Below are 17818 nucleotides of genomic sequence, written 5' to 3'. Positions count from 1 at the left end.
GGAGAAGGTCATGCCTCAACCCCCCGTCGCACGGCTGCGCGCTTTGCGCTCCGTCGAACTGCTCACGCCTTCCTTCACCGAGGCCGCCGACTTCTACCAGGAGGTCTGGGGCCTGGAGACCGTGGAGTCCGAGCGCGGCGCCGCCGCCTGGCTGCGCGGCACCGGCGCCGAGCACCACGCCCTGCAGCTCACCCGCGCCGACCGCGTCGGCCTCGGCAAGATCTCCTTCGCCGTGGCCACGCCCGCCGAGGTCGACGAAGCCGCCCGCCGGCTCCTCGCCCGTGGCATCACGCCGGTCGCCGGGCCCGGCCCGCTCGACCAGGTCGGCGGTGGCTACGGCCTGCGCTTCACCGACCCCGAGCACCGCCTGATCGAGATCAGCGCGGAGGTGCACGCGGTGCCGCCGCGCGGCCGGGACGGGGCTGTGCCGGTGGGTGTCACGCACGCCGTGCTCAACACGGCGGACATCGACGCCTCCGTCGCCTTCTACCGCGACGTCCTCGGCCTGCGCGTCTCCGACTGGTCCGAGCACCAGATGGCGTTCCTGCGCTGCAACGCCGACCACCACTGCATCGCCTTCAACCAGGCCGAGTGGGCCTCGCTCAACCACGTGGCGTACGAGATGAGTTCGGTCGACCACTTCATGCGGGGCCTGGGCCGGCTGCGGCACCACGGGATCGCCCCGCAGTGGGGTCCCGGACGGCACGGCCCCGGCAACAACACCTTCTCCTACTTCACCGACCCCTCCGGGCTCGTCTGCGAGTACACCTCCGAGGTCGCGCAGATCGTCGAGGACGCGTGGATCGCCAAGGTCTGGCGGCGGGTGCCCGAGCTCTCCGACCTCTGGGGGACGGCCGGGCCGCCGTCGAAGGAGATCCGCTGCCACATGGCGGGGGCGCCCGACCCCGGCCCGTTGTCCGCCCGGAACGAACCGGAGGTTCACGCATGAGCGCCGTACGCAAGGTCGGCATCGTCGGCTGGGGTGCCATCGGGCGCGTCGTCGGCACCGCACTGGCCGAACACCGGGTCACCGGGGCCGAGTTGACGTGCCTCGTCGACAACCGTCCGCTCGGCGAGAGCGCCCCCGCCCCGCAGGTCTCCTTCGACGAGGCCATGGAGCGGTGCGATCTCATCGTCGAGGCGGCGGGCCAGGGAGTCGTACGGGAGTGGGGCGAGCGTGTCCTCGCCTCCGGGACCGATCTGCTGATCGCCTCGACGGGCGCGCTCACCGACGAGGAGCTCTCCAAGCGGCTCCTGGCCGCCGGACCCGGCCGGGTGTACTTCACCGGGGGCGCTGTCGGCGGGCTCGACCTGCTCCAGGCGGTGCGTTCCCTTGGCCCGCTCGACGAGGTGCGGCTCACCACGACGAAGCTTCCCGCCACCCTTGAACAGCCATGGATGGACGCCGAGTTGCTGTCCCGGATGCGGGCGGCCACCGGCCCGGTCGAGGTCATGTCGGGGACCGCGCGCGATGTCCCCGTGAAGTTCCCCAAGTCGACGAACGTCGCGGCATCGGTCGCCCTCGCCGTCGGCGACCTGGACGCTGTGCGGGTCCAGGTCGTCGCCGACCCCGGCGCCCACCACACGCGGCATGTCGTCGAAGCGTCCGGCGCGCACGGCTCGTACCGCTTCGAGGTCGCGCATCTGCCGGACCCGGGCAACCCGGCGACCAGCCAGGTCGTGCCGTACGCGGTCCTGCGCAGCCTCGCGGCGCTCGCGGGCCGGACGGGGCAGATCCTGTGACCGCCGTCCGTGCCGAGGAGGCGACCGCCGTCCATGTCCAGGAGGCGGGTGAGCAGGGCCCTCTCCTGCTCTGCCTGCACGGCATCGGCTCCTCGTCGGCCGCCTTCGCGCCGCAGCTCGCCGAGCTGTCCGCGTATGTGCGGGTGGTGGCCTGGGACGCTCCCGGGTACGCCAAGTCCGCCGACCCGGACGTTCCGTTGGACCTGGACGGCTATGCGGACGCGGCAGCCGCCCTCATCCGGGAGCGCGGCGCGAGCGCCCATGTCCTCGGGGTCTCGTGGGGCGGGGTGATCGCGCTGCGGCTGGCGGCGCGCCACCCCGAGCTGGTCGACTCGCTGATCGTGGCGGACTCCAGCGCCGGTTCCGGCACCGACCCCGCGAAGGCCGACGCCATGCGGCAGCGGGCGGCCGAGCTCGCGGAACTCGGGCCGCGGGAGTTCGCCGAGCGGCGTGGCCCCCGGCTCGTCTCGCCGGACGCGCCCCCTCGGCTCGTCCGCCGGGTCGTCGACACCATGGCCGCCTCGGTGCGCCTGCCCGGGTACGCGTACGCCGCCCGGTCCATGGCCGGCGCCGACCTGCGCCCCGAGATCCCCACGATCGCGGCGCCCGCCCTCGTCCTCTGCGGCGACCAGGACCGGGTCACCGGCGTCGAGGCCTCCCAGGCCATCGCCGGGGCCCTGCACAAGACCGCCTACGTGATCGTCAAGGACGCCGGTCACCTGGCCAACCAGGAGCAGCCCGAGGCCTTCAACGCCTGGGTCCTCTCCCACCTCCGCATCACCGCCCACATCCCCGAACACCTCTGAGACGGAGCCCCGCCATGCCTCTGACCACCACCGAGTACGACAACGGCGGCGACCTCGGCACGTACACCGACTCGCTGATCGCCACCAAGGAGTCCCGCGTCGCGGACTTCAGCACGCTGTCCTTCCAGGAGAAGGCGGGCCCGCAGTACCGCCGCGGCCAGATCCGTTACGTGGGATCGGGTGCGACCGGCAATCACGAGAACGACAGCCGCATCCTGCCGTCGGGCGGCTTCACCTTCTCCAACATGCTCCTTCCGCCCGGCGCCGAGGGCCCCGAGCACACCCACCACGACGTCGAGGAGGCCTTCTTCGTCCTGGAGGGGCAGGTCAAGGTGGGCATCCACCGGGGCGCCGACGAGGTCGAGTACCGCACCCTCGGCTACCGCGACATGATCGTCGTCCCGGCGGGCGTGGCGCGCTCCCTGAAGAACGAGGGCGACACCGACGCGCTCTTCTGCGTCGTCATCGGCACGCAGAAGCCGCAGGTGCCGACGTACCCCGAGCACTCGCCCATGCACGGCGTCACCCGTGACTGACGACCGCACGACCGGCGACCGCACCGTCGTCATCACCGGCGCGGGCCGTGGCCTCGGTCTCGCCATGGCCCGCCGGGCGGGCGAGGACGGCTTCAGGGTCGTCGTCGCCGAGGTGGACGCGGGGCTCGGCGACGAGGCCGTCGCCGGGCTGCGCGCCGACGGACTGGACGCGCATTTCGTGCGGTGCGATGTCGCGGACCCGGAGTCGGTGACCGAACTCGCCCTGTCCGTGGGCGGCTTGGGGTCTCTGTACGGCCTGGTCAACAATGCCGCGCTCGCCAACGGCGTCGGCGGCAAAGAGTTCCAGGACATCGACGTCGAGGTGTGGGACCGGCTGATGGCGGTCAACGCCCGCAGCCCGTGGCTGGTCGCCAAGGCCCTGCACCCGCAGTTCCGCTCCCCCGGCCGGATCGTCAACATCGCGTCGGACGCGGCCCTCTACGGTTCGCCGCGCCTGGCCCACTACATCGCCTCCAAGGGCGCGGTCATCGCCCTGACCCGGGCGATGGCGCGCGAGCTCGGCGACCAGGGCATCACCGTCAACGCGGTGGCGCCGGGGCTCACCGAGGTCGAGGCCACCGCGACGGTGCCCGCCGAGCGGCACGCGCTCTACCGGGGCAACCGGGCGATCTCCCGCCCGCAGCAGCCGGACGACCTCGTCGGGCTCGTCTCCTTCCTCCTCTCCGAGGAGTCCCGCTATCTGACCGGACAAGTGATCGCCGTCAACGGCGGCTTCACCATGAACTGACGTGAACTGATCTACAGGAGCACTGAGTTATGGATCTGGGCCTCTCCGACCGGACCGTCCTGGTCACCGGCGGCAGCTCGGGCGTCGGCCTGGCCACGGTCCGCGCCCTGCTCGACGAGGGCGCGCGCGTCGCGACCTGCGGGCGTGACGCCGACCGCCTCGCCAAGGCCGCGGCCGGCCTCGGCGGCGGTGACCGCCTCCTGACGGGCGTGTGCGACGTACGCGACGCGGCTGTCGTACGGGAGTTCACCGAGCGCGCCGCGGACACCTTCGGCTCGCTCGACGGCCTCGTCAACAACGCGGGGCAGTCCCGCATGAAGGGCCTCGACGAGTCGACCGCCGACGACTGGCGCGACGAGCTCGAGCTGAAGTTCGCCGGGGTCCTCAACCCCCTGCACGCGGCCCGCCCGCACCTGGCGGCGTCGGACGCGGCGAGCGTCGTCAACGTGAACGCGGTCCTCGCCAAGCAGCCCGAGCCCCGCCTCATCACCACGAGCGCCGCCCGCGCGGGCATCCTCAACCTCTCCAGGTCCCTGGCCACCGAACTCGCCCCCGAGGGCATCCGCGTCAACTCGGTCTGCCTGGGCCTGATCGACACCGGCCAGTGGACCCGCCGCCACGCTGCAGCCGAGTCGGGTCTGTCGTACGAGGACTGGCAGGCGGAGCTCGCGGCGGACCGCGGGATCGCGCTCGGCCGCCTCGGCCGCGCGGAGGAGGTCGCGTACGCGATCGTCGCGCTGCTCTCGCCCCGCGCCTCGTACACCACCGGCACCAGCATCGACGTCTGCGGCGGCGTCGGCCGCGGCATCCTCTGAGGAGCTCCCCCCATGCCACCCATTCCCTCCACGCCGTCCGCACACCACGCCACCGGCGGCGACCTGCTCGTCGCCGTCCTGCGGGAACTCGGCATCGACACGGTCTTCGGGATCGTCAGCGTGCACAACCTGCCGCTGGTCGAGGCCGTCGACCGGGAGCTGCGCTTCGTCCCGGTGCGCCACGAGGCGACCGCCGTGAACGCGGCCGACGCCTACGGCCGTGCGCGCGGCTCGCTCGGCTGCGCGCTCACCTCGACCGGGACGGGCGCGGGCAACGCGGCCGGTTCCCTGGTCGAGGCGCTGAGCGCGGGCACCTCCGTCCTGCACGTCACCGGACAGGTGGAGAGCGAGTTCCTGGGCAGCGGCCGCGGTTTCATCCACGAGACCAAGGACCAGCTGGGGATGCTCGGCGCGGTGTCCACGTACGCCGCGACCATCACGTCCACCGACACCGCGGGCCGCATACTCCGCGAGGCGGCACAGGCATCGCTGGCGGACCCGGGCGGCCCGGCGAGCGTGGAGTGGCCGGTGGACCTGCAGTACGCGGCCCAGACGGACGCGGCGCCGTCGATCGCGGGGGCAGCGCTTCCGGGTCCCGGCACGCAGCACGCCCCGCTGGCTCCGGAGCGTACCGAGCGGCCTGCGGCCACGCCGGAGAAGACGGCACCGGGCACCACGCTTTCGCTGCCCAGCACACCAGCGACCCAAGCCTCTCCGGCAGCAGCCGAGCGGCACGTGACCCCTCCTCCCGGGACACCGGCACCGGCACCGGCGAAGAAGCCGTCCGGCGGGGAACAGCGATCCCGCGCCGCTGACGCCGCCCCGCCCGGCACCCAGCAGACCGAAAGCCTGCGGCCACTCGGCCACCCTGGAGTTTCAGCACGGCCCCACCCCACCCCCGCCGCTTCCGAACTCGTCGCCGCCCAGACCCTGTTGGCCGCCGCCGAGCGCCCCCTCATCTGGGCCGGCGGTGGGGCCACCCGTACGCGCGCCGAGCTCGCCGAGCTGCTGCACGTCACCGGCGCCGGGCTGCTCACGTCCAACTCCGGCCGGGGTGCCGTGCCCGAGGACCACCCGCAGGTCATCGGGAACTTCGCCACCACGCCGGCGGTCCGGTCCCTCCTCGCGGACGCGGACCTGCTGCTGACCATCGGCACGCACTTCCGGTCCAACGAGACCGCCGACTACCGGCTCACGCTCCCCGACGCGCACATCCAGATCGACGTCGACGCCGCCGCCCTCGGCCGCGTGTACCCGGCCCGCCACGCCCTGCACGGGCACGCGCCCGAGGTGCTCACTGCCCTGCTCCCGCACGCGCGCCGGGCCGACGAGAGCTGGACGCGGCGGGTCGCCGCCGTCCGCGCGGACGTCCGCGCCACCCTGCACGACAACATCGGACCGCAGGCCGCGATCTGCGACGCCATCCGTGCCGCGCTGCCCCGCGAGGCGGTCGTGGCCCGTGACGTGACCATCCCGTCCAGCAGCTGGGGCAACCGGCTCCTGGAGATGTACGACCCCCGCGACAACGTCTTCCCGCGCGGCGGCGGCATCGGCCAGGGGCTCGGCATGGGCATCGGCGCGGCCCTCGCGCGGCCCGACGCACCCACGGTCGTCCTGGCCGGCGACGGCGGGCTCGCCGTCCACCTGGGCGAACTGCTCACGCTCGCCCAGGAGCGGCCACGCCTGACGCTGATCGTCTTCAACGACGGCGGCTACGGCGTGCTGCGCAACATGCAGGACCGCTACAGCGAGCGCCGCTCCGGAGTCGACCTCGCCACCCCCGACTTCGAACTCCTCGCCCAGGCCTGCGGTTTGCCCTACGCCAGGATCGCCGCCGAGGAGCACGCCATGCCGGTGATCGGCCACGCCGTCGCGTCCGACGGGCCGACCCTCGTCGAGGTCGACCTGGCCCGCCTGGGTCCGATGAAGAACCCGTTCACCCCGCCCGTCAAGATCCCCGGCCAGTGAGGAGGACTTCACCATGAACGAGAGCGAACTCACGCTCCTCGTACGCCGCATGACCTGGGAAGCGGACGGCGTGCTCTCCGTCGAACTCGTCCATCCGGACGGCAAGCCACTGCCCGCCTGGAGCCCCGGGGCGCACCTCGACCTCCACACGGGCGGGCACATACGCCAGTACAGCCTGTGCGGCGACCCGCGCGACGCGACGGCGTACCGCATCGGCGTCCTCAACGAGGCGTCGTCGCGCGGCGGTTCCCGACACGTGCACACCAAGCTGCGGCCAGGACAGACGGTCACCGCCTCCGAGCCGCGCAACCACTTCGCACTAGAGGACGCCCCCGGCTACCTCTTCGTCGCGGGCGGAATCGGTGTCACCCCGCTGCTCGCCATGGCCCGCGAGGCGGCGCGGCGCGGGGCCGACTGGCGCATGGTGTACGGCGGACGCAACCGGGGCTCGATGGCGTTCACCGACGAACTGGGCTCGCTGGACGGCGGCTTGACCGTCGTACCGCAGGACGAGCACGGGCACATCGACCTCGTGTCGGCGCTCGACGGACTGCCCGAAGGTGCGCTCGTGTACTGCTGCGGGCCGGAGCCGTTGCTCGCCGCCGTGGAGGCGCTCTGCCCGCCGGACCGGCTGCGCGTGGAGCGGTTCGCCGCGCCCGTCGTGGAGCAGGCCGGGGACGACTCCGCGTTCGAGGTGGAGTGCCGGACGTCCGGCCTCACCCTCTCCGTCGGCGCCGGCACGTCCATCCTGCGGGCCGCCGAGGACGCGGGCCTGAGCGTCAGCAGCTCCTGCCAGGAAGGCATCTGCGGCAGCTGCGAGACGCGTGTGCTCGACGGCACGCCCGATCACCGCGACTTCCTGCTCAGTGAGGCCGAGCACGCCGCGAACGCCTCGATGATGATCTGCGTCTCGCGCTGCGCGTCCGGCCGTCTCGTCCTCGACCTGTGATCCCCCGATCCGTGATTCCCCACCGGAGGCAACCGTGACCACCACCTGGCCGTACCTGGACATCCACCAGTCCCGTACGCACGAGCCGACCCCTTACGAGTACAAGCTCGCCGCCACCCTCGAAGAGGTCTTTACCAAAGAGGGCCATGAACTCTCCGACGTCATCGACGGGTTGAACGCCCGTCAGGTGCACGCGCCCGACGGCGCCCCGTGGACCGAGGAGTCTTTCCGTGCCGAGATGAACCGACTGGGAGCGTGACCCCGATGACCACCCTTGCAGGCCCGACCGCTTCGGCCGACCACATCTACGCCACCGGCCTGCGCAACCAGTGGCACCCCGTCGTCCCCTCGGACTTCGTCGCCCCCGGCGCCATGCGCAAGGTCACCGCCCTTGGCGAACAGTGGCTGCTCTTCCGCCGCTCCGACGGCGCCCTCTCGATGCTCGCCGACCGCTGTCCGCACCGCGGGGCGCCCCTCTCCCTGGGGAAACACCTCGGTGACCGGGTGGCCTGCTGGTACCACGGCGTGGAGGTCGAGACCGACGGCACCGTCTCCTCCGTACCGGGCCTGCCCGGCTGCAACCTGGAGGGCAAGAAACTCGTCACGTCGCTGCCCGTGCGCGAGATCGGCGGCGCGATCCTGGCGTACTTCGGCGACGAGAAACACCCGGAGCCCGCCGAACTGACCCTGCCCGAACCGCTGACGGACCCCGACGTCGACGCGATCCTCTGCTACGCGGAGTGGAACGGCCCCTGGCGGTTCGCGGTGGAGAACCTCCTCGACCCGATGCACGGCGCCTTCCTGCACCACGAGTCGCACACGATGTACGACGGTGACACCACCGCCAAGTTCCGCATCCGGGAGACGGACCGCGGCTACTTCTTCGAGAAGACCGACCAGCGGGGCGTCAACTTCGACTGGGTGGAGCTCTGCCGCACCGGCGTGGACTGGGTGGACCTCACCATCCCCTACCCGCCGTCGGCAGGCCCCGGTGGCCCGTTCGGGATCGTCGGCATGGTCTGCCCGGTCGACGAGAACCGCACGGGTGTCTTCTTCTGGCGCTACCGCCGCGTCCAGGGCTGGCAGCGCGACACCTGGCGCTTCCTCTACAAAACCCTCATCGAGGAGCGCCACTGGCAGGTCCTCGAACAGGACCGCGTGATGCTGGAGGCGATGCCCGCCGACGCCGACCAGCGCGAGAACCTCTACCAGCACGACCTGGGCGTGGTCCGGCTGCGCCGCATGTACCGTGCGGAGGCGGAGGCTCAGGCCTCCGGTTCGTGAGGGGTGTCGGAGTCGGTGATGGACCGCTCCAGCTTGGACATCAGGCGGGCCAGCTGACGGCACTCGGCCGGGGAGAGTCCGTCGAGCATCCGGCGTTCGTTGTCGAGATGCTCGGCGAACACCTCGTCGATCTTGGCGAGTCCCGCCTCGGTGAGCCGTGAGTAGACGACGCGGCGGTCCTCGGCGTCGCGCTCGCGCACGATGAGGCCGTCCTTCTCCAGGCGGTCGATGCGCAGCGTCACGCCGGCCGACGAGACGAGACCGGAGTCGGCGAGCTGGCCCGCCGTGAGCCGGTAGGGCGCCCCGGCCCTGCGCAGCGCGGTCAGCACGTCGAACCCGGCGACCGCGAGGCCGTGCCGCTCGATCGCCGTGGTGAGCCTGGTGTTGTAGCGCAGGAAGGTCCGGTGCAGCCGCGCGAGGACCTCCAGGGGCGCGGTGTCGAGATCCGGCCGTTCCCTCGCCCAGTCCTCGATGATCGACGCGACCGCGTCCCGCTGGGGCCCCGCCGACTTCTTCCCGGCCATCTGCCGTAGCCTCCCTCTCGCCGTCCCGCGGCCGGTGTCCGGCCGTGGTCAGTAGGGAAATCTTAGCCCTGAGAGAAGTACGTGTTCACGGGACCTCGTGCACGACGGCGCTTGGACCCGCCATACTCGTCCGATACATCGGATGTCTTCTGTCTTGCGAGGCGAGGTCCCCATGGCTGTCACCGACGAGGCCATCGAAAAGATCAAGGGCATGATCGTCTCCGGCGCGCTGCGCCCCGGCGACCGGTTGCCCAAGGAGAGTGAACTCGCCGCCGACCTGGGCCTTTCACGCAACTCACTGCGCGAGGCGGTGCGCGCCCTCTCGCTGATCCGCATCCTCGACGTACGACAGGGCGACGGCACGTACGTCACGAGTCTGGACCCGCAGCTCCTTCTCGAAGCGCTCAGCTTCGTCGTCGACTTCCACCGCGACGACACGGTCCTCGAGTTCCTCGCGGTGCGCCGCATCCTGGAACCGGCCGCCACCGCGATGGCGAGCGCCCACATCACCGAGGCCGAACTCGACGTGCTGAGTGCCCAGTTGGACGCGCTCGGCCCGGCCCCCTCGGTGGAGGAACTGGTCGCCTGCGACCTGGAGTTCCACCGCGGCATCGTGCAGTCGTCCGGCAACTCGGTGCTCTGCTCGCTCCTGGACGGCCTCTCCGGACCCACCACCCGGGCCCGCGTCTGGCGCGGCCTCACGCAGGAGGACGCCGTCAGCCGCACCCTGCACGAGCACCGCGCGATCCTCACCGCGCTGCGCGCCCGCGACGCCGAGGCGGCCAGGTCATGGGCGACGGTGCACATCGCGAGCGTGGAGCAGTGGCTGCGCTCGACGCTGTGAAGCACGGGTTGTGAGGGAGTGCGCGGGCCTTCCACGGGGCAATGATCCATCCATCGCGGCCCGCGCAAGGGGGCTGCGGAGGGCCCCGCCGGACGCCGTAAGGTTGGGGCGTACGTAAAGGACGTCGGAAGGAGGCCTGGGTGATCGAGCTCGAGGGGGTACCCGAGCTGGTCGACCCGGTCATGGTGGCCGCGTTCGAGGGCTGGAACGACGCCGGCGACGCCGCCTCCACCGCGGTCGCGCATCTCGACAAGGAGTGGAAGGGCGAGGTCTTCGCGGCACTTGACGCCGAGGACTACTACGACTTCCAGGTCAACCGCCCCACGGTCTTCCTTGAGGGCGGCGTCCGCAAGATCACCTGGCCGACGACCCGGCTCTCGGTGGTCCGCGTGGGCGGCGACAAGCCGCGCGACCTCGTGCTGGTGCGCGGCATCGAGCCGTCGATGCGCTGGCGGTCGTTCTGCAACGAGATCCTGGGGTTCGCCCACGAACTGGGCGTGGAGCTGGTGGTGATCATGGGCGCACTGCTCGGTGACACCCCGCACACCCGCCCCGTCCCGGTCAGCGGCGTCACCTCCGACCCGGACCTGGCCCGCACCATGGACCTGGAGGAGACGAAGTACGAGGGCCCGACGGGCATCGTCGGCATCCTCCAGGAGGCGTGCACGCACGCGGGTGTTCCGGCGGTCAGCCTGTGGGCGGCCGTCCCGCACTACGTCTCGCAGCCGCCGAACCCCAAGGCCACGCTGGCGCTCCTGAACCGCCTGGAAGACCTCATCGGCCTGCGCATCCCGCTGGGCGACCTCGCCGAGGACGCGCGTGCCTGGCAGGTGGGCGTGGACCAGCTCGCGGCCGAGGACAGCGAGGTCGCCGAGTACGTCCAGTCGCTCGAAGAGGCACGGGACACGGCCGAGCTGCCCGAGGCGACCGGCGAAGCCATCGCCCGCGAGTTCGAGCGCTATCTGCGCCGGCGCGACGGCGGCGGCCCGCCGCAGCCCGGCGGGCACGCCACGGAGGGCGGCGACACGGCCCCGTATCTGCGCGACACCCCTGGTGGCGACCGCACCCGGCCGCCGAGGCCGCAGACGCGTCCGGACACGGAACCGGGGTCCGGAGCGGCGGCGGGATCGGACGAGGAGAGCAGCGACGAATCCGGACCCGCTGATTCCTCCGAGGACTGACAGCGGCGCAGATCGAGTTGTCCGGGGCGGCACCCGTGAGGGTGCCGCCCCTTCGCGTTCCACGTCTGGCCGGATGGAGACGTGACATCGCCTTCCGGACGAAATGCACGGGTTTCCCCGATCCCCTTGATTTCAAACCCAGTTGGGGCAAAGGGGGTGGACGGCCGCGCCCGGCGGTAGCAAGGTGTGCCCCGGAACGCGCGGCCACAGCGCGCAGCACGGCACCCTTCCCCGAGCTCTCGACTCCGTTCGAGCAGGGGAGACCCCGATGACCGAAGGGAGCGGTGAAGCGATGACCGACCAGGTAGAGCCGGCAGGGGGCCCGGGAGCCAGTGGCCCCGGACCCGACGGGGCGGGATTCACCTACCGCGCGTCCGAGCAGGAGCTGATCGTCGTCGCACGGCCGGAGGCCCGGCTGCGGGCCGGGGCCGAGGGCGTCCGCTCGGCGGCGGGCTCCGACGTGTCGGCCCTGAACATGTTCCTCGGCGACGAACAGCTCGCCCTTGAACCGCTGTTCGGCAACGAGGAGCGGCTGCACTCCGCGGCCGGGCAGCACCCCGAGGCGGACGGCGGTGACGGCGGCGACCTGGCGCTCTTCTACCGCGTACGCGGCGGCGAGAGCCGGGCCCAGGAACTTCGCTCGCGGCTCGCCGCGCTGCCGGGGATCGACACGGCGTACGTGAAGCCGGGTGCCGTACCCGCGTCGCTCGGCGCGACCGACAAGCCGCAGACCCCGTCCCAGCGCGGGCCGGGAGAGCACGGCAACCCCGACATCGACGAGTCCGCGCGCCGCAAGGAAGGCGCCCCCGTCACCCCCGACTTCACCGGCCGCCAGGGCTATCTGCGCCCCGCGCCCGAAGGCGTCGACGCGCACTGGGCGTGGCAGCGACTCGGCGGTTCGGGCGAGGGCGTCACGGTGATCGACATCGAGGGCGCCTGGCAGCTGAGCCACGAGGACCTGACGGGCAAGCTCGCCGGCGTGGTCATCGGGACGCCGATCCAGGACGTGGCCTGGCGCAACCACGGCACCGCGGTGATCGGTGTGATCGGCGGCGACCGCAACTACGTGGGCATCACGGGCATCGCGCCCGAGGCGATGACCGCGACGGCCTCCTTCCAGCCCCTGGGCACCGCGGCGACGATCCACGCGGCGGCACAGCGGCTCGGCCCCGGCGACATCGTCCTGATCGAACTCCACCGCCCGGGGCCGCGGTTCGACTTCGAACCACGCGACGACCAGCGCGGCTACATCGCCCTGGAGTGGTGGCCCGACGACTACGCGGCGATCCGGTACGCCACCGCGAAGGGCGTCATCGTCGTGGGCGCGGCGGGCAACGGCGCGGAGTCCCTCGACGACGCGGTGTACGAGCGCAGGCCCGACGAGTTCCCCGAGTCGTGGCGCAACCCCTTCAACCCCTCCAACCGGCCCTCGCGCGCCGTCCTGGTCGGCGCGGGCGCACCGCCGCCCGGCACCCACGGCCGCGATCACGGCCCCGACCGCTCACGTCTGGCGTTCTCCAACTACGGCGCCCGCGTGGACGCCCAGGGCTGGGGCCGCGAGACAACCACGACCGGTGGCTCCTGGAACCAGCCGGGCGATCTGCAGGGCGGCCCCGACGAGATCGCCTGGTACACGGACACGTTCTCCGGGACCTCGTCCGCCTCACCCGTCGTCGTCGGCGCCTTGGCCTGCCTGCAGGGCATGCTGAAGGCCGCGGGCCAGCAGCTGATGACCTCGGACCGGGCGCGTACGGTGCTGCGCTCGACGGGCTCGCCGCAGCAGGACGCACCGGGCCGCCCGGCCTCGCAGCGGATCGGCAACCGCCCGGACATCAAGTCGGCGGTCACGAACCTGCTGCCGTCGGCGGTGGGCTCGGGCCGGGCCGAACGCTACTGGGACGAGCTGATCCCGTATCCCCCCGAACTCCCGTCGCGCCTGCGGCTGTTCGTCGCCGGCGAGTGGCGCAACCTGAACGACCCGTCCCCCGACATCCGCCAGGCGGTGCGCGCCGCCTTCGCCGGAGGACACCCCGACGTACGCGTCTGGTTCTCGGACGACGAGGTCGTCGGCCTGGTCGTCACGGGCTGAAGCATCACAACCATTGAGGGAAGGTGGCACACGCATGAGCACCACCCCGCAAATGAACCCCATGCAGCAGCAAGGCCAGCAGCAACAGGGCCAGCAGGGCCCGAGCACCGCGCCGCCCCAGCAGTTCGGCCAACAGTCCGGCCGGCAGTTCGGCCAGCAACAGCAGCAGCCGTTCGGCCAGCAGTCCTACGACCAGCGCCAGTTCGGCCAGCAGGGCATGCAGGGAATGCAGGGTCCCCAGGGCATGCAGGGGATGCAGGGTGCGCAGCAGCAGGCCCCGCCGCACCTCCAGCAGCAGCTCCAGCAGCTCGGTCAGCAGCAGCCCTACCAGCAGCTGCTCCAGCAGCTCGGCCAGGAGAACATCCCGCATGCGCAGGCGCCCGAGATCTCCACGCAGGCGGTCGCGTCGAACGTCGCGACGTCGTTCTGGGACGTCGTCCAGCCCCTCCCCGGCCAGGCGTCGGCCCTCTACCTGTGGGTCGACGACGCGTGGCGGGTGTACATCAACCCCAACCCGCAGACCCGCGACGAGGTGCAGGAGGCCTTCGCGTTCGGGCAGCGGGTGTACGGCTACTACGACACCACCAACCCGGCGTATCTGGTGGCCATCGTGGTCACGAAGTGACGGTGACCGCCGTCGCGTGAACGGACCGCGGCGCCGGGCGGAGTCCTTCCCGCCCGGCGCCGCTCTACGTGCCGGATGAACCCGGTGGTCGACGGGTGACTACAGGGCCACGCCCAGCAGCGCGTCGACCGCGCGGGACACGACGCCGGGGGCGCCCTCCTCCGTGCCGCCCTCGGCCTCCTGGCGGGCGGCCCAGGCGTCGACCGCGGCGAGCGCGGCCGGTGCGTCCAGGTCGTCGGCCAGGGCTTCGCGCATCTCCTCGACGAGGGCGTCGGCGGAGGGTCCGTCGGGGCGCGAGACGGCGGCACGCCACCGGCCGAGGCGCTCCACGGCCTCGGTCAGGACCGCGTCGGTCCACTCCCAGTCGGCGCGGTAGTGGTGCGCCAGGAGGGCGAGGCGGATGGCGGCCGGGTCGGTCCCGTCCCGCCGCAGCTTCGACACGAAGACCAGGTTGCCCTTGGACTTCGACATCTTCGCGCCGTCCAGGGCGACCATGCCGGCGTGCACGTACGCCTTGGCGAAGGGGTGTTCACCGGTGAGCGCCTGGGCGTGCGACGCGCCCATCTCGTGGTGCGGGAAGGCGAGGTCGGAGCCGCCGCCCTGCACGTCGAAGCCCATGCCCAGGTGGTCCAGGGCAATGGCCACGCACTCGATGTGCCATCCGGGGCGGCCACGGCCGAGCGAGGCGCCGTCCCAGCTCGGCTCGCCCTCGCGGGCGGCCATCCAGAGCATCGGGTCGAGCGGGTCCTTCTTGCCCGGACGGTCCGGGTCGCCGCCGCGCTCGGCGGAGAGCAGCCTCATCGCGGCGGCGTCCAGTCCCGACACCTCGCCGAAGTGCGGGTCGGACTCGACCGAGAAGTAGACGTCGCCCTCGAGCTCGTAGGCGGCGCCCATGTCCCTGAGCCGTTCGACGAGCGGCACGATGCCGGGTATCGCCTCGACGGCTCCGATGTAGTGCTGCGGCGGGAGCAGGCGCAGGGCGGTCATGTCCTCGCGGAACAGGGCGGTCTCACCCTCGGCGAGCTCGACCCAGTCCTTGCCGTCGCGGATGGCGCGTTCCAGGAGCGGGTCGTCCACGTCGGTCACGTTTTGGACGTAATGAACCTGCCGCTTGGTGTCGAGCCACACGCGCTGCACGAGGTCGAACGCGTTGTAGGTCGCCGCGTGACCCATGTGGGTGGCGTCGTACGGAGTGATGCCGCAGACGTAGATACGGGCGACGGGACCGGGGTCAAGGGTGACAAGACCGCCGGTCGCGGTGTCGTGGATCCGGAGGTCGCGGCCCTTGCCAGGAAGGGCGGGGACCTCAGAAGCGGGCCAGGCATGCATTCCATGAGCCTAACCGGACGGAGCGTCCGCATACGAGTGGGGGGCCTGGCGGGGCGGCTTGTGCGGTGCGATCACCCCGGCAGCCTCCCTTGTTGTGGGCAGGCGGTCCGCAGGGCGGAACGGGTGGGCACAACGCCGAAGCTTCCGGGTCACCGACTAGACGGGCGGCCACGGAATGGCGGGCCAATCACCGCCGGGCACGGGATGCTTCCCGGACGCCAGCAGCGCAGCGACCCGCGCGCGCAGCGCCTCCACCTCAGCCCCGGTGATCAGCTCGCCCAGCCGCAGGGCCAGCGGCGCGTCGCCGCCAAGACCGTCCCGCAGGGACTCCAGCACCCCCACCGCCTCGGCGGTCAGCGGCTCCCCCGCCCAGCCCCACAGCAGCGTCCGCAGCTTGTCCTCGGCGTTGAAGGTGACCCCGTGGTCGATGCCGTACAGGCGCCCCGCGTCGGTCAGCAGATGCCCGCCCTTGCGGTCCGCGTTGTTGATCACGGCGTCGAGCACGGAGAGCCGCCGCAGCCGCTCGTCGTCCGCGTGCACGAGAAGGGCCGTACGCCCCTCCCCCACGTCGGCGAAGCCGATCGCCTTCCAGCCCTCGCCCGGCTCCGCGCCCTCGACGAGGGCCAGCAGCTCCCCGCCGTCCTCGGCGGACTCCGGGTCGGTGTCCGAGCCCTCGATCCACAGCTGGCACATGCCCTCGCCGTGCGGCCCGTCCCGCAGGACGGTCGGCGGGACCAGGCCCCACCCCGTCGCCTCGGAGACCTCGTACGCGGCCACCTCCCGCTGTGCGAGCGTCCCGTCGGGGAAATCCCACAGGGGACGCTCCCCGGCGACCGGCTTGTACACGCAGACGGTTTCCTGGCCCTCGTACGAGACGGAGCAGTAGAGCACCGCGTTCGAGGCCTCGCGGATGCGCCCGCGCACGGTCAGCTCACCCCGGGCGAGCACTTCCAGGACGTCGGTGCCGGAGGCCACGCTCACGCGCCCCGCCGGTATCCGTTCTGCCGCGGGCATACGTGTCCTTCCGGGTCGAGCGGGAGGCTGCACAGCGGGCACGGCGGCCGCCCCGCGTTCACGACGTCGAGGGCACGCTTGGCGAACGCGCGCGCCTGCGCCCCGGTGAGCCGCACGCGCAGCATCGGCGGCCCGTTCTCCTCGTCCTGCAGAAGCCTTTCCTCGGCTTCCGCGAGATCCTCGTCGGACTCGGCGTCCAGCTCGACCAGGGCCTGCGCCTCGACGATCATCCGCTCCTCGTCGCCGTCCCAGGCCAGCGCCATCGTGCCGACGCGGAACTCCTCCTCGACGGGTGAGTCGAGGGGCGCGCTGTCACTGACCTCCGAGGGGGCCACCGCGGGCACGGGGGTGTTGCCGCCGCTGCGGCGCACCACCTCGTCCAGCAGCTCCTCCATGCGTTCGGCGAGGGCGGCCACCTGTGTCTTCTCCAGGGCGACGCTGGTCACCCGGACTCCCGCGGAGGCCTGGAGGAAGAAGGTACGCCGGCCGGGGAGTCCGACCGTTCCGGCCACGAAGCGTTCCGGCGGGTCGTAGAGGAACACCTGACGCGACACGTCCTGTCTCCATTGGGATCGACTGCGGTTGATCATTTGCGCTCGTTCGGCGCGACGACTGCACCCTACTGCGGGTGACGATCACGGTGCTCCCGCGTCGCCTCCGACCGCCGCGTCGCTGCCCGACGGCTCCGCGCGCGGCGCGAGCGACCCGAAGTCACCGGTGTCCCCCAGGCGTACGAGGAAGGGGCGCAGGCGCGTGAAGCGGATGGCGGTGACGGAGCAGGGCTCCACGGAGATGCGCTGGAAGAGGTCCAGGTGGAGGCCGATGGCGTCCGCGACGAGGGACTTGATGATGTCGCCGTGCGAGCACATCAGATAGACGGCGTCGGGGCCGTGATCGCGCTCCACGCGCGCGTTCCACTCGCGTACGGCCTCGGCCGCCCGCGTCTGCATGGCGCGCATGGACTCGCCGCCCGGGAAGGCGGCGGCCGACGGGTGCTGCTGTACGACCTCCATCAGCGGCTCGTCGGACAGCTCGGCCAGCTTGCGGCCCGACCAGTCGCCGTAGTGGCACTCCCCGATGCGGTCGTCGGTGTGCGCCCGCAGGTCCGGCCGGGCGGCGAGCAGCGGCGCGACGGTCTCCTGGCAGCGCTGCAGCGGGCTCGTGACGACTTCGGCGAGCGGCAGGTCCGCGAGGCGCCCGGGGAGCGCGGCGGCCTGTGCGGCGCCGCGCTCGTCCAGGGCCACGCCGGGGGTCCACCCGGCGAGCAGACCCGCGGTGTTGGCGGTGGATCGTCCGTGCCGGACGAGGATCAGCGTGGGCATGCGGGCCAGCCTAAGCGGACGCGGGGGTGCGCCTCGGGCAG

Annotated in this window: 19 protein-coding genes; 14 read left to right on the top strand and 5 right to left on the bottom strand. The window is 72.2% G+C overall.

From position 1 onward, the window contains the following. The first annotated feature begins 10 nt into the window (after positions 1–10). The 10 genes from AB0M70_RS17640 to AB0M70_RS17595 are packed head-to-tail and all read left to right on the top strand — an operon-like array spanning position 11 to position 8849. Positions 11–949, top strand: a complete 939-nt coding sequence (locus AB0M70_RS17640) for a VOC family protein (RefSeq protein ID WP_365820880.1) — start codon at positions 11–13, stop codon at positions 947–949. Further along, positions 946–1743 carry an aspartate dehydrogenase domain-containing protein gene (locus tag AB0M70_RS17635; protein WP_365820879.1) on the top strand — a complete coding sequence of 266 codons (798 nt, stop codon included), beginning with the start codon at positions 946–948 and terminating at the stop codon, positions 1741–1743. The genes AB0M70_RS17640 and AB0M70_RS17635 overlap by 4 nt, the downstream gene beginning before the upstream one ends. Then, positions 1740–2549 (top strand): alpha/beta fold hydrolase, encoded by an 810-nt coding sequence (locus AB0M70_RS17630; protein ID WP_365820878.1) that lies wholly within the window; start codon positions 1740–1742, stop codon positions 2547–2549. Before AB0M70_RS17635 ends, AB0M70_RS17630 begins: the two co-directional genes overlap by 4 nt. A 14-nt stretch (positions 2550–2563) precedes the next feature. Further along, entirely contained in the window at positions 2564–3085 is a 522-nt protein-coding gene (locus AB0M70_RS17625; protein WP_351165026.1) for a cupin domain-containing protein, read from the top strand. Continuing rightward, on the top strand, positions 3078–3833 hold the full coding sequence (locus AB0M70_RS17620; RefSeq protein WP_365820877.1) for an SDR family oxidoreductase: 756 nt from the start codon (positions 3078–3080) through the stop codon (positions 3831–3833). The genes AB0M70_RS17625 and AB0M70_RS17620 overlap by 8 nt, the downstream gene beginning before the upstream one ends. A gap of 29 nt (positions 3834–3862) precedes the next feature. After that, positions 3863–4648, top strand: a complete 786-nt coding sequence (locus tag AB0M70_RS17615) for an SDR family oxidoreductase (protein ID WP_365820876.1) — start codon at positions 3863–3865, stop codon at positions 4646–4648. 12 nt (positions 4649–4660) lie between these two features. Continuing rightward, positions 4661–6616, top strand: a complete 1956-nt coding sequence (locus tag AB0M70_RS17610; RefSeq protein WP_365820875.1) for a thiamine pyrophosphate-binding protein — start codon at positions 4661–4663, stop codon at positions 6614–6616. A 13-nt stretch (positions 6617–6629) separates the two neighbouring features. Next, positions 6630–7565: a PDR/VanB family oxidoreductase gene (locus AB0M70_RS17605; protein WP_365820874.1), complete on the top strand. Its 936-nt coding sequence runs from the start codon at positions 6630–6632 to the stop codon at positions 7563–7565. A gap of 34 nt (positions 7566–7599) precedes the next feature. Further along, positions 7600–7824, top strand: a complete 225-nt coding sequence (locus AB0M70_RS17600; protein ID WP_365820873.1) for a recombinase-like helix-turn-helix domain-containing protein — start codon at positions 7600–7602, stop codon at positions 7822–7824. Between the two features lie 5 nt (positions 7825–7829). Continuing rightward, the gene (locus tag AB0M70_RS17595) at positions 7830–8849 is read left to right on the top strand and encodes an aromatic ring-hydroxylating dioxygenase subunit alpha (RefSeq protein WP_365820872.1); all 1020 of its coding nucleotides are present in this window, start codon (positions 7830–7832) and stop codon (positions 8847–8849) included. Here the strand turns inward: AB0M70_RS17595 and AB0M70_RS17590 are convergent. After that, positions 8831–9373, bottom strand: coding sequence for a MarR family transcriptional regulator (locus tag AB0M70_RS17590; RefSeq protein ID WP_365820871.1), 543 nt, complete (start codon positions 9371–9373; stop codon positions 8831–8833). The genes AB0M70_RS17595 and AB0M70_RS17590 overlap by 19 nt on opposite strands. Before the next feature lie 172 nt (positions 9374–9545). Here AB0M70_RS17590 and AB0M70_RS17585 point away from each other — a divergent pair, with 172 nt between their 5' ends. The 4 genes from AB0M70_RS17585 to AB0M70_RS17570 all read left to right on the top strand — a co-directional run bounded on the left by AB0M70_RS17585 (position 9546) and on the right by AB0M70_RS17570 (position 14112). Continuing rightward, on the top strand, positions 9546–10217 hold the full coding sequence (locus AB0M70_RS17585; protein ID WP_363210853.1) for a FadR/GntR family transcriptional regulator: 672 nt from the start codon (positions 9546–9548) through the stop codon (positions 10215–10217). A 140-nt stretch (positions 10218–10357) separates the two neighbouring features. Next, complete coding sequence (locus AB0M70_RS17580; RefSeq protein WP_365820870.1) at positions 10358–11398, top strand: PAC2 family protein; 1041 nt, start codon at positions 10358–10360, stop codon at positions 11396–11398. Positions 11399–11690: 292 nt separating this feature from the next. Further along, on the top strand, positions 11691–13487 hold the full coding sequence (locus AB0M70_RS17575) for a S8 family peptidase (protein WP_365820869.1): 1797 nt from the start codon (positions 11691–11693) through the stop codon (positions 13485–13487). Positions 13488–13521: 34 nt separating this feature from the next. After that, a complete protein-coding gene (locus tag AB0M70_RS17570; RefSeq protein WP_365820868.1) occupies positions 13522–14112 on the top strand; it encodes a hypothetical protein in 591 nt (196 codons plus the stop codon). A 99-nt stretch (positions 14113–14211) separates the two neighbouring features. On the opposite strand, the gene mshC is transcribed toward AB0M70_RS17570, so the two are convergent. From mshC to AB0M70_RS17550, 4 genes are all read right to left on the bottom strand, one after another. Then, positions 14212–15441, bottom strand: a complete 1230-nt coding sequence (gene mshC / locus AB0M70_RS17565; protein WP_365820867.1) for a cysteine--1-D-myo-inosityl 2-amino-2-deoxy-alpha-D-glucopyranoside ligase — start codon at positions 15439–15441, stop codon at positions 14212–14214. Between the two features lie 156 nt (positions 15442–15597). Further along, positions 15598–16455: an SCO1664 family protein gene (locus AB0M70_RS17560; RefSeq protein WP_365820866.1), complete on the bottom strand. Its 858-nt coding sequence runs from the start codon at positions 16453–16455 to the stop codon at positions 15598–15600. Then, on the bottom strand, positions 16419–17009 hold the full coding sequence (locus AB0M70_RS17555) for a DUF3090 domain-containing protein (protein WP_363210848.1): 591 nt from the start codon (positions 17007–17009) through the stop codon (positions 16419–16421). Before AB0M70_RS17555 ends, AB0M70_RS17560 begins: the two co-directional genes overlap by 37 nt. 81 nt (positions 17010–17090) lie before the next feature. Beyond that, the gene (locus tag AB0M70_RS17550) at positions 17091–17777 is read right to left on the bottom strand and encodes a histidine phosphatase family protein (protein ID WP_160504050.1); all 687 of its coding nucleotides are present in this window, start codon (positions 17775–17777) and stop codon (positions 17091–17093) included. Positions 17778–17818: the final 41 nt, after the last annotated feature.

It is taken from the genome of Streptomyces sp. NPDC051214 (assembly GCF_040682375.1).
Classification (GTDB): domain Bacteria; phylum Actinomycetota; class Actinomycetes; order Streptomycetales; family Streptomycetaceae; genus Streptomyces.
The sequence above is the reverse complement of the archived record's forward strand: the minus strand, read 5'-3'. Positions and strand labels throughout refer to the sequence as shown.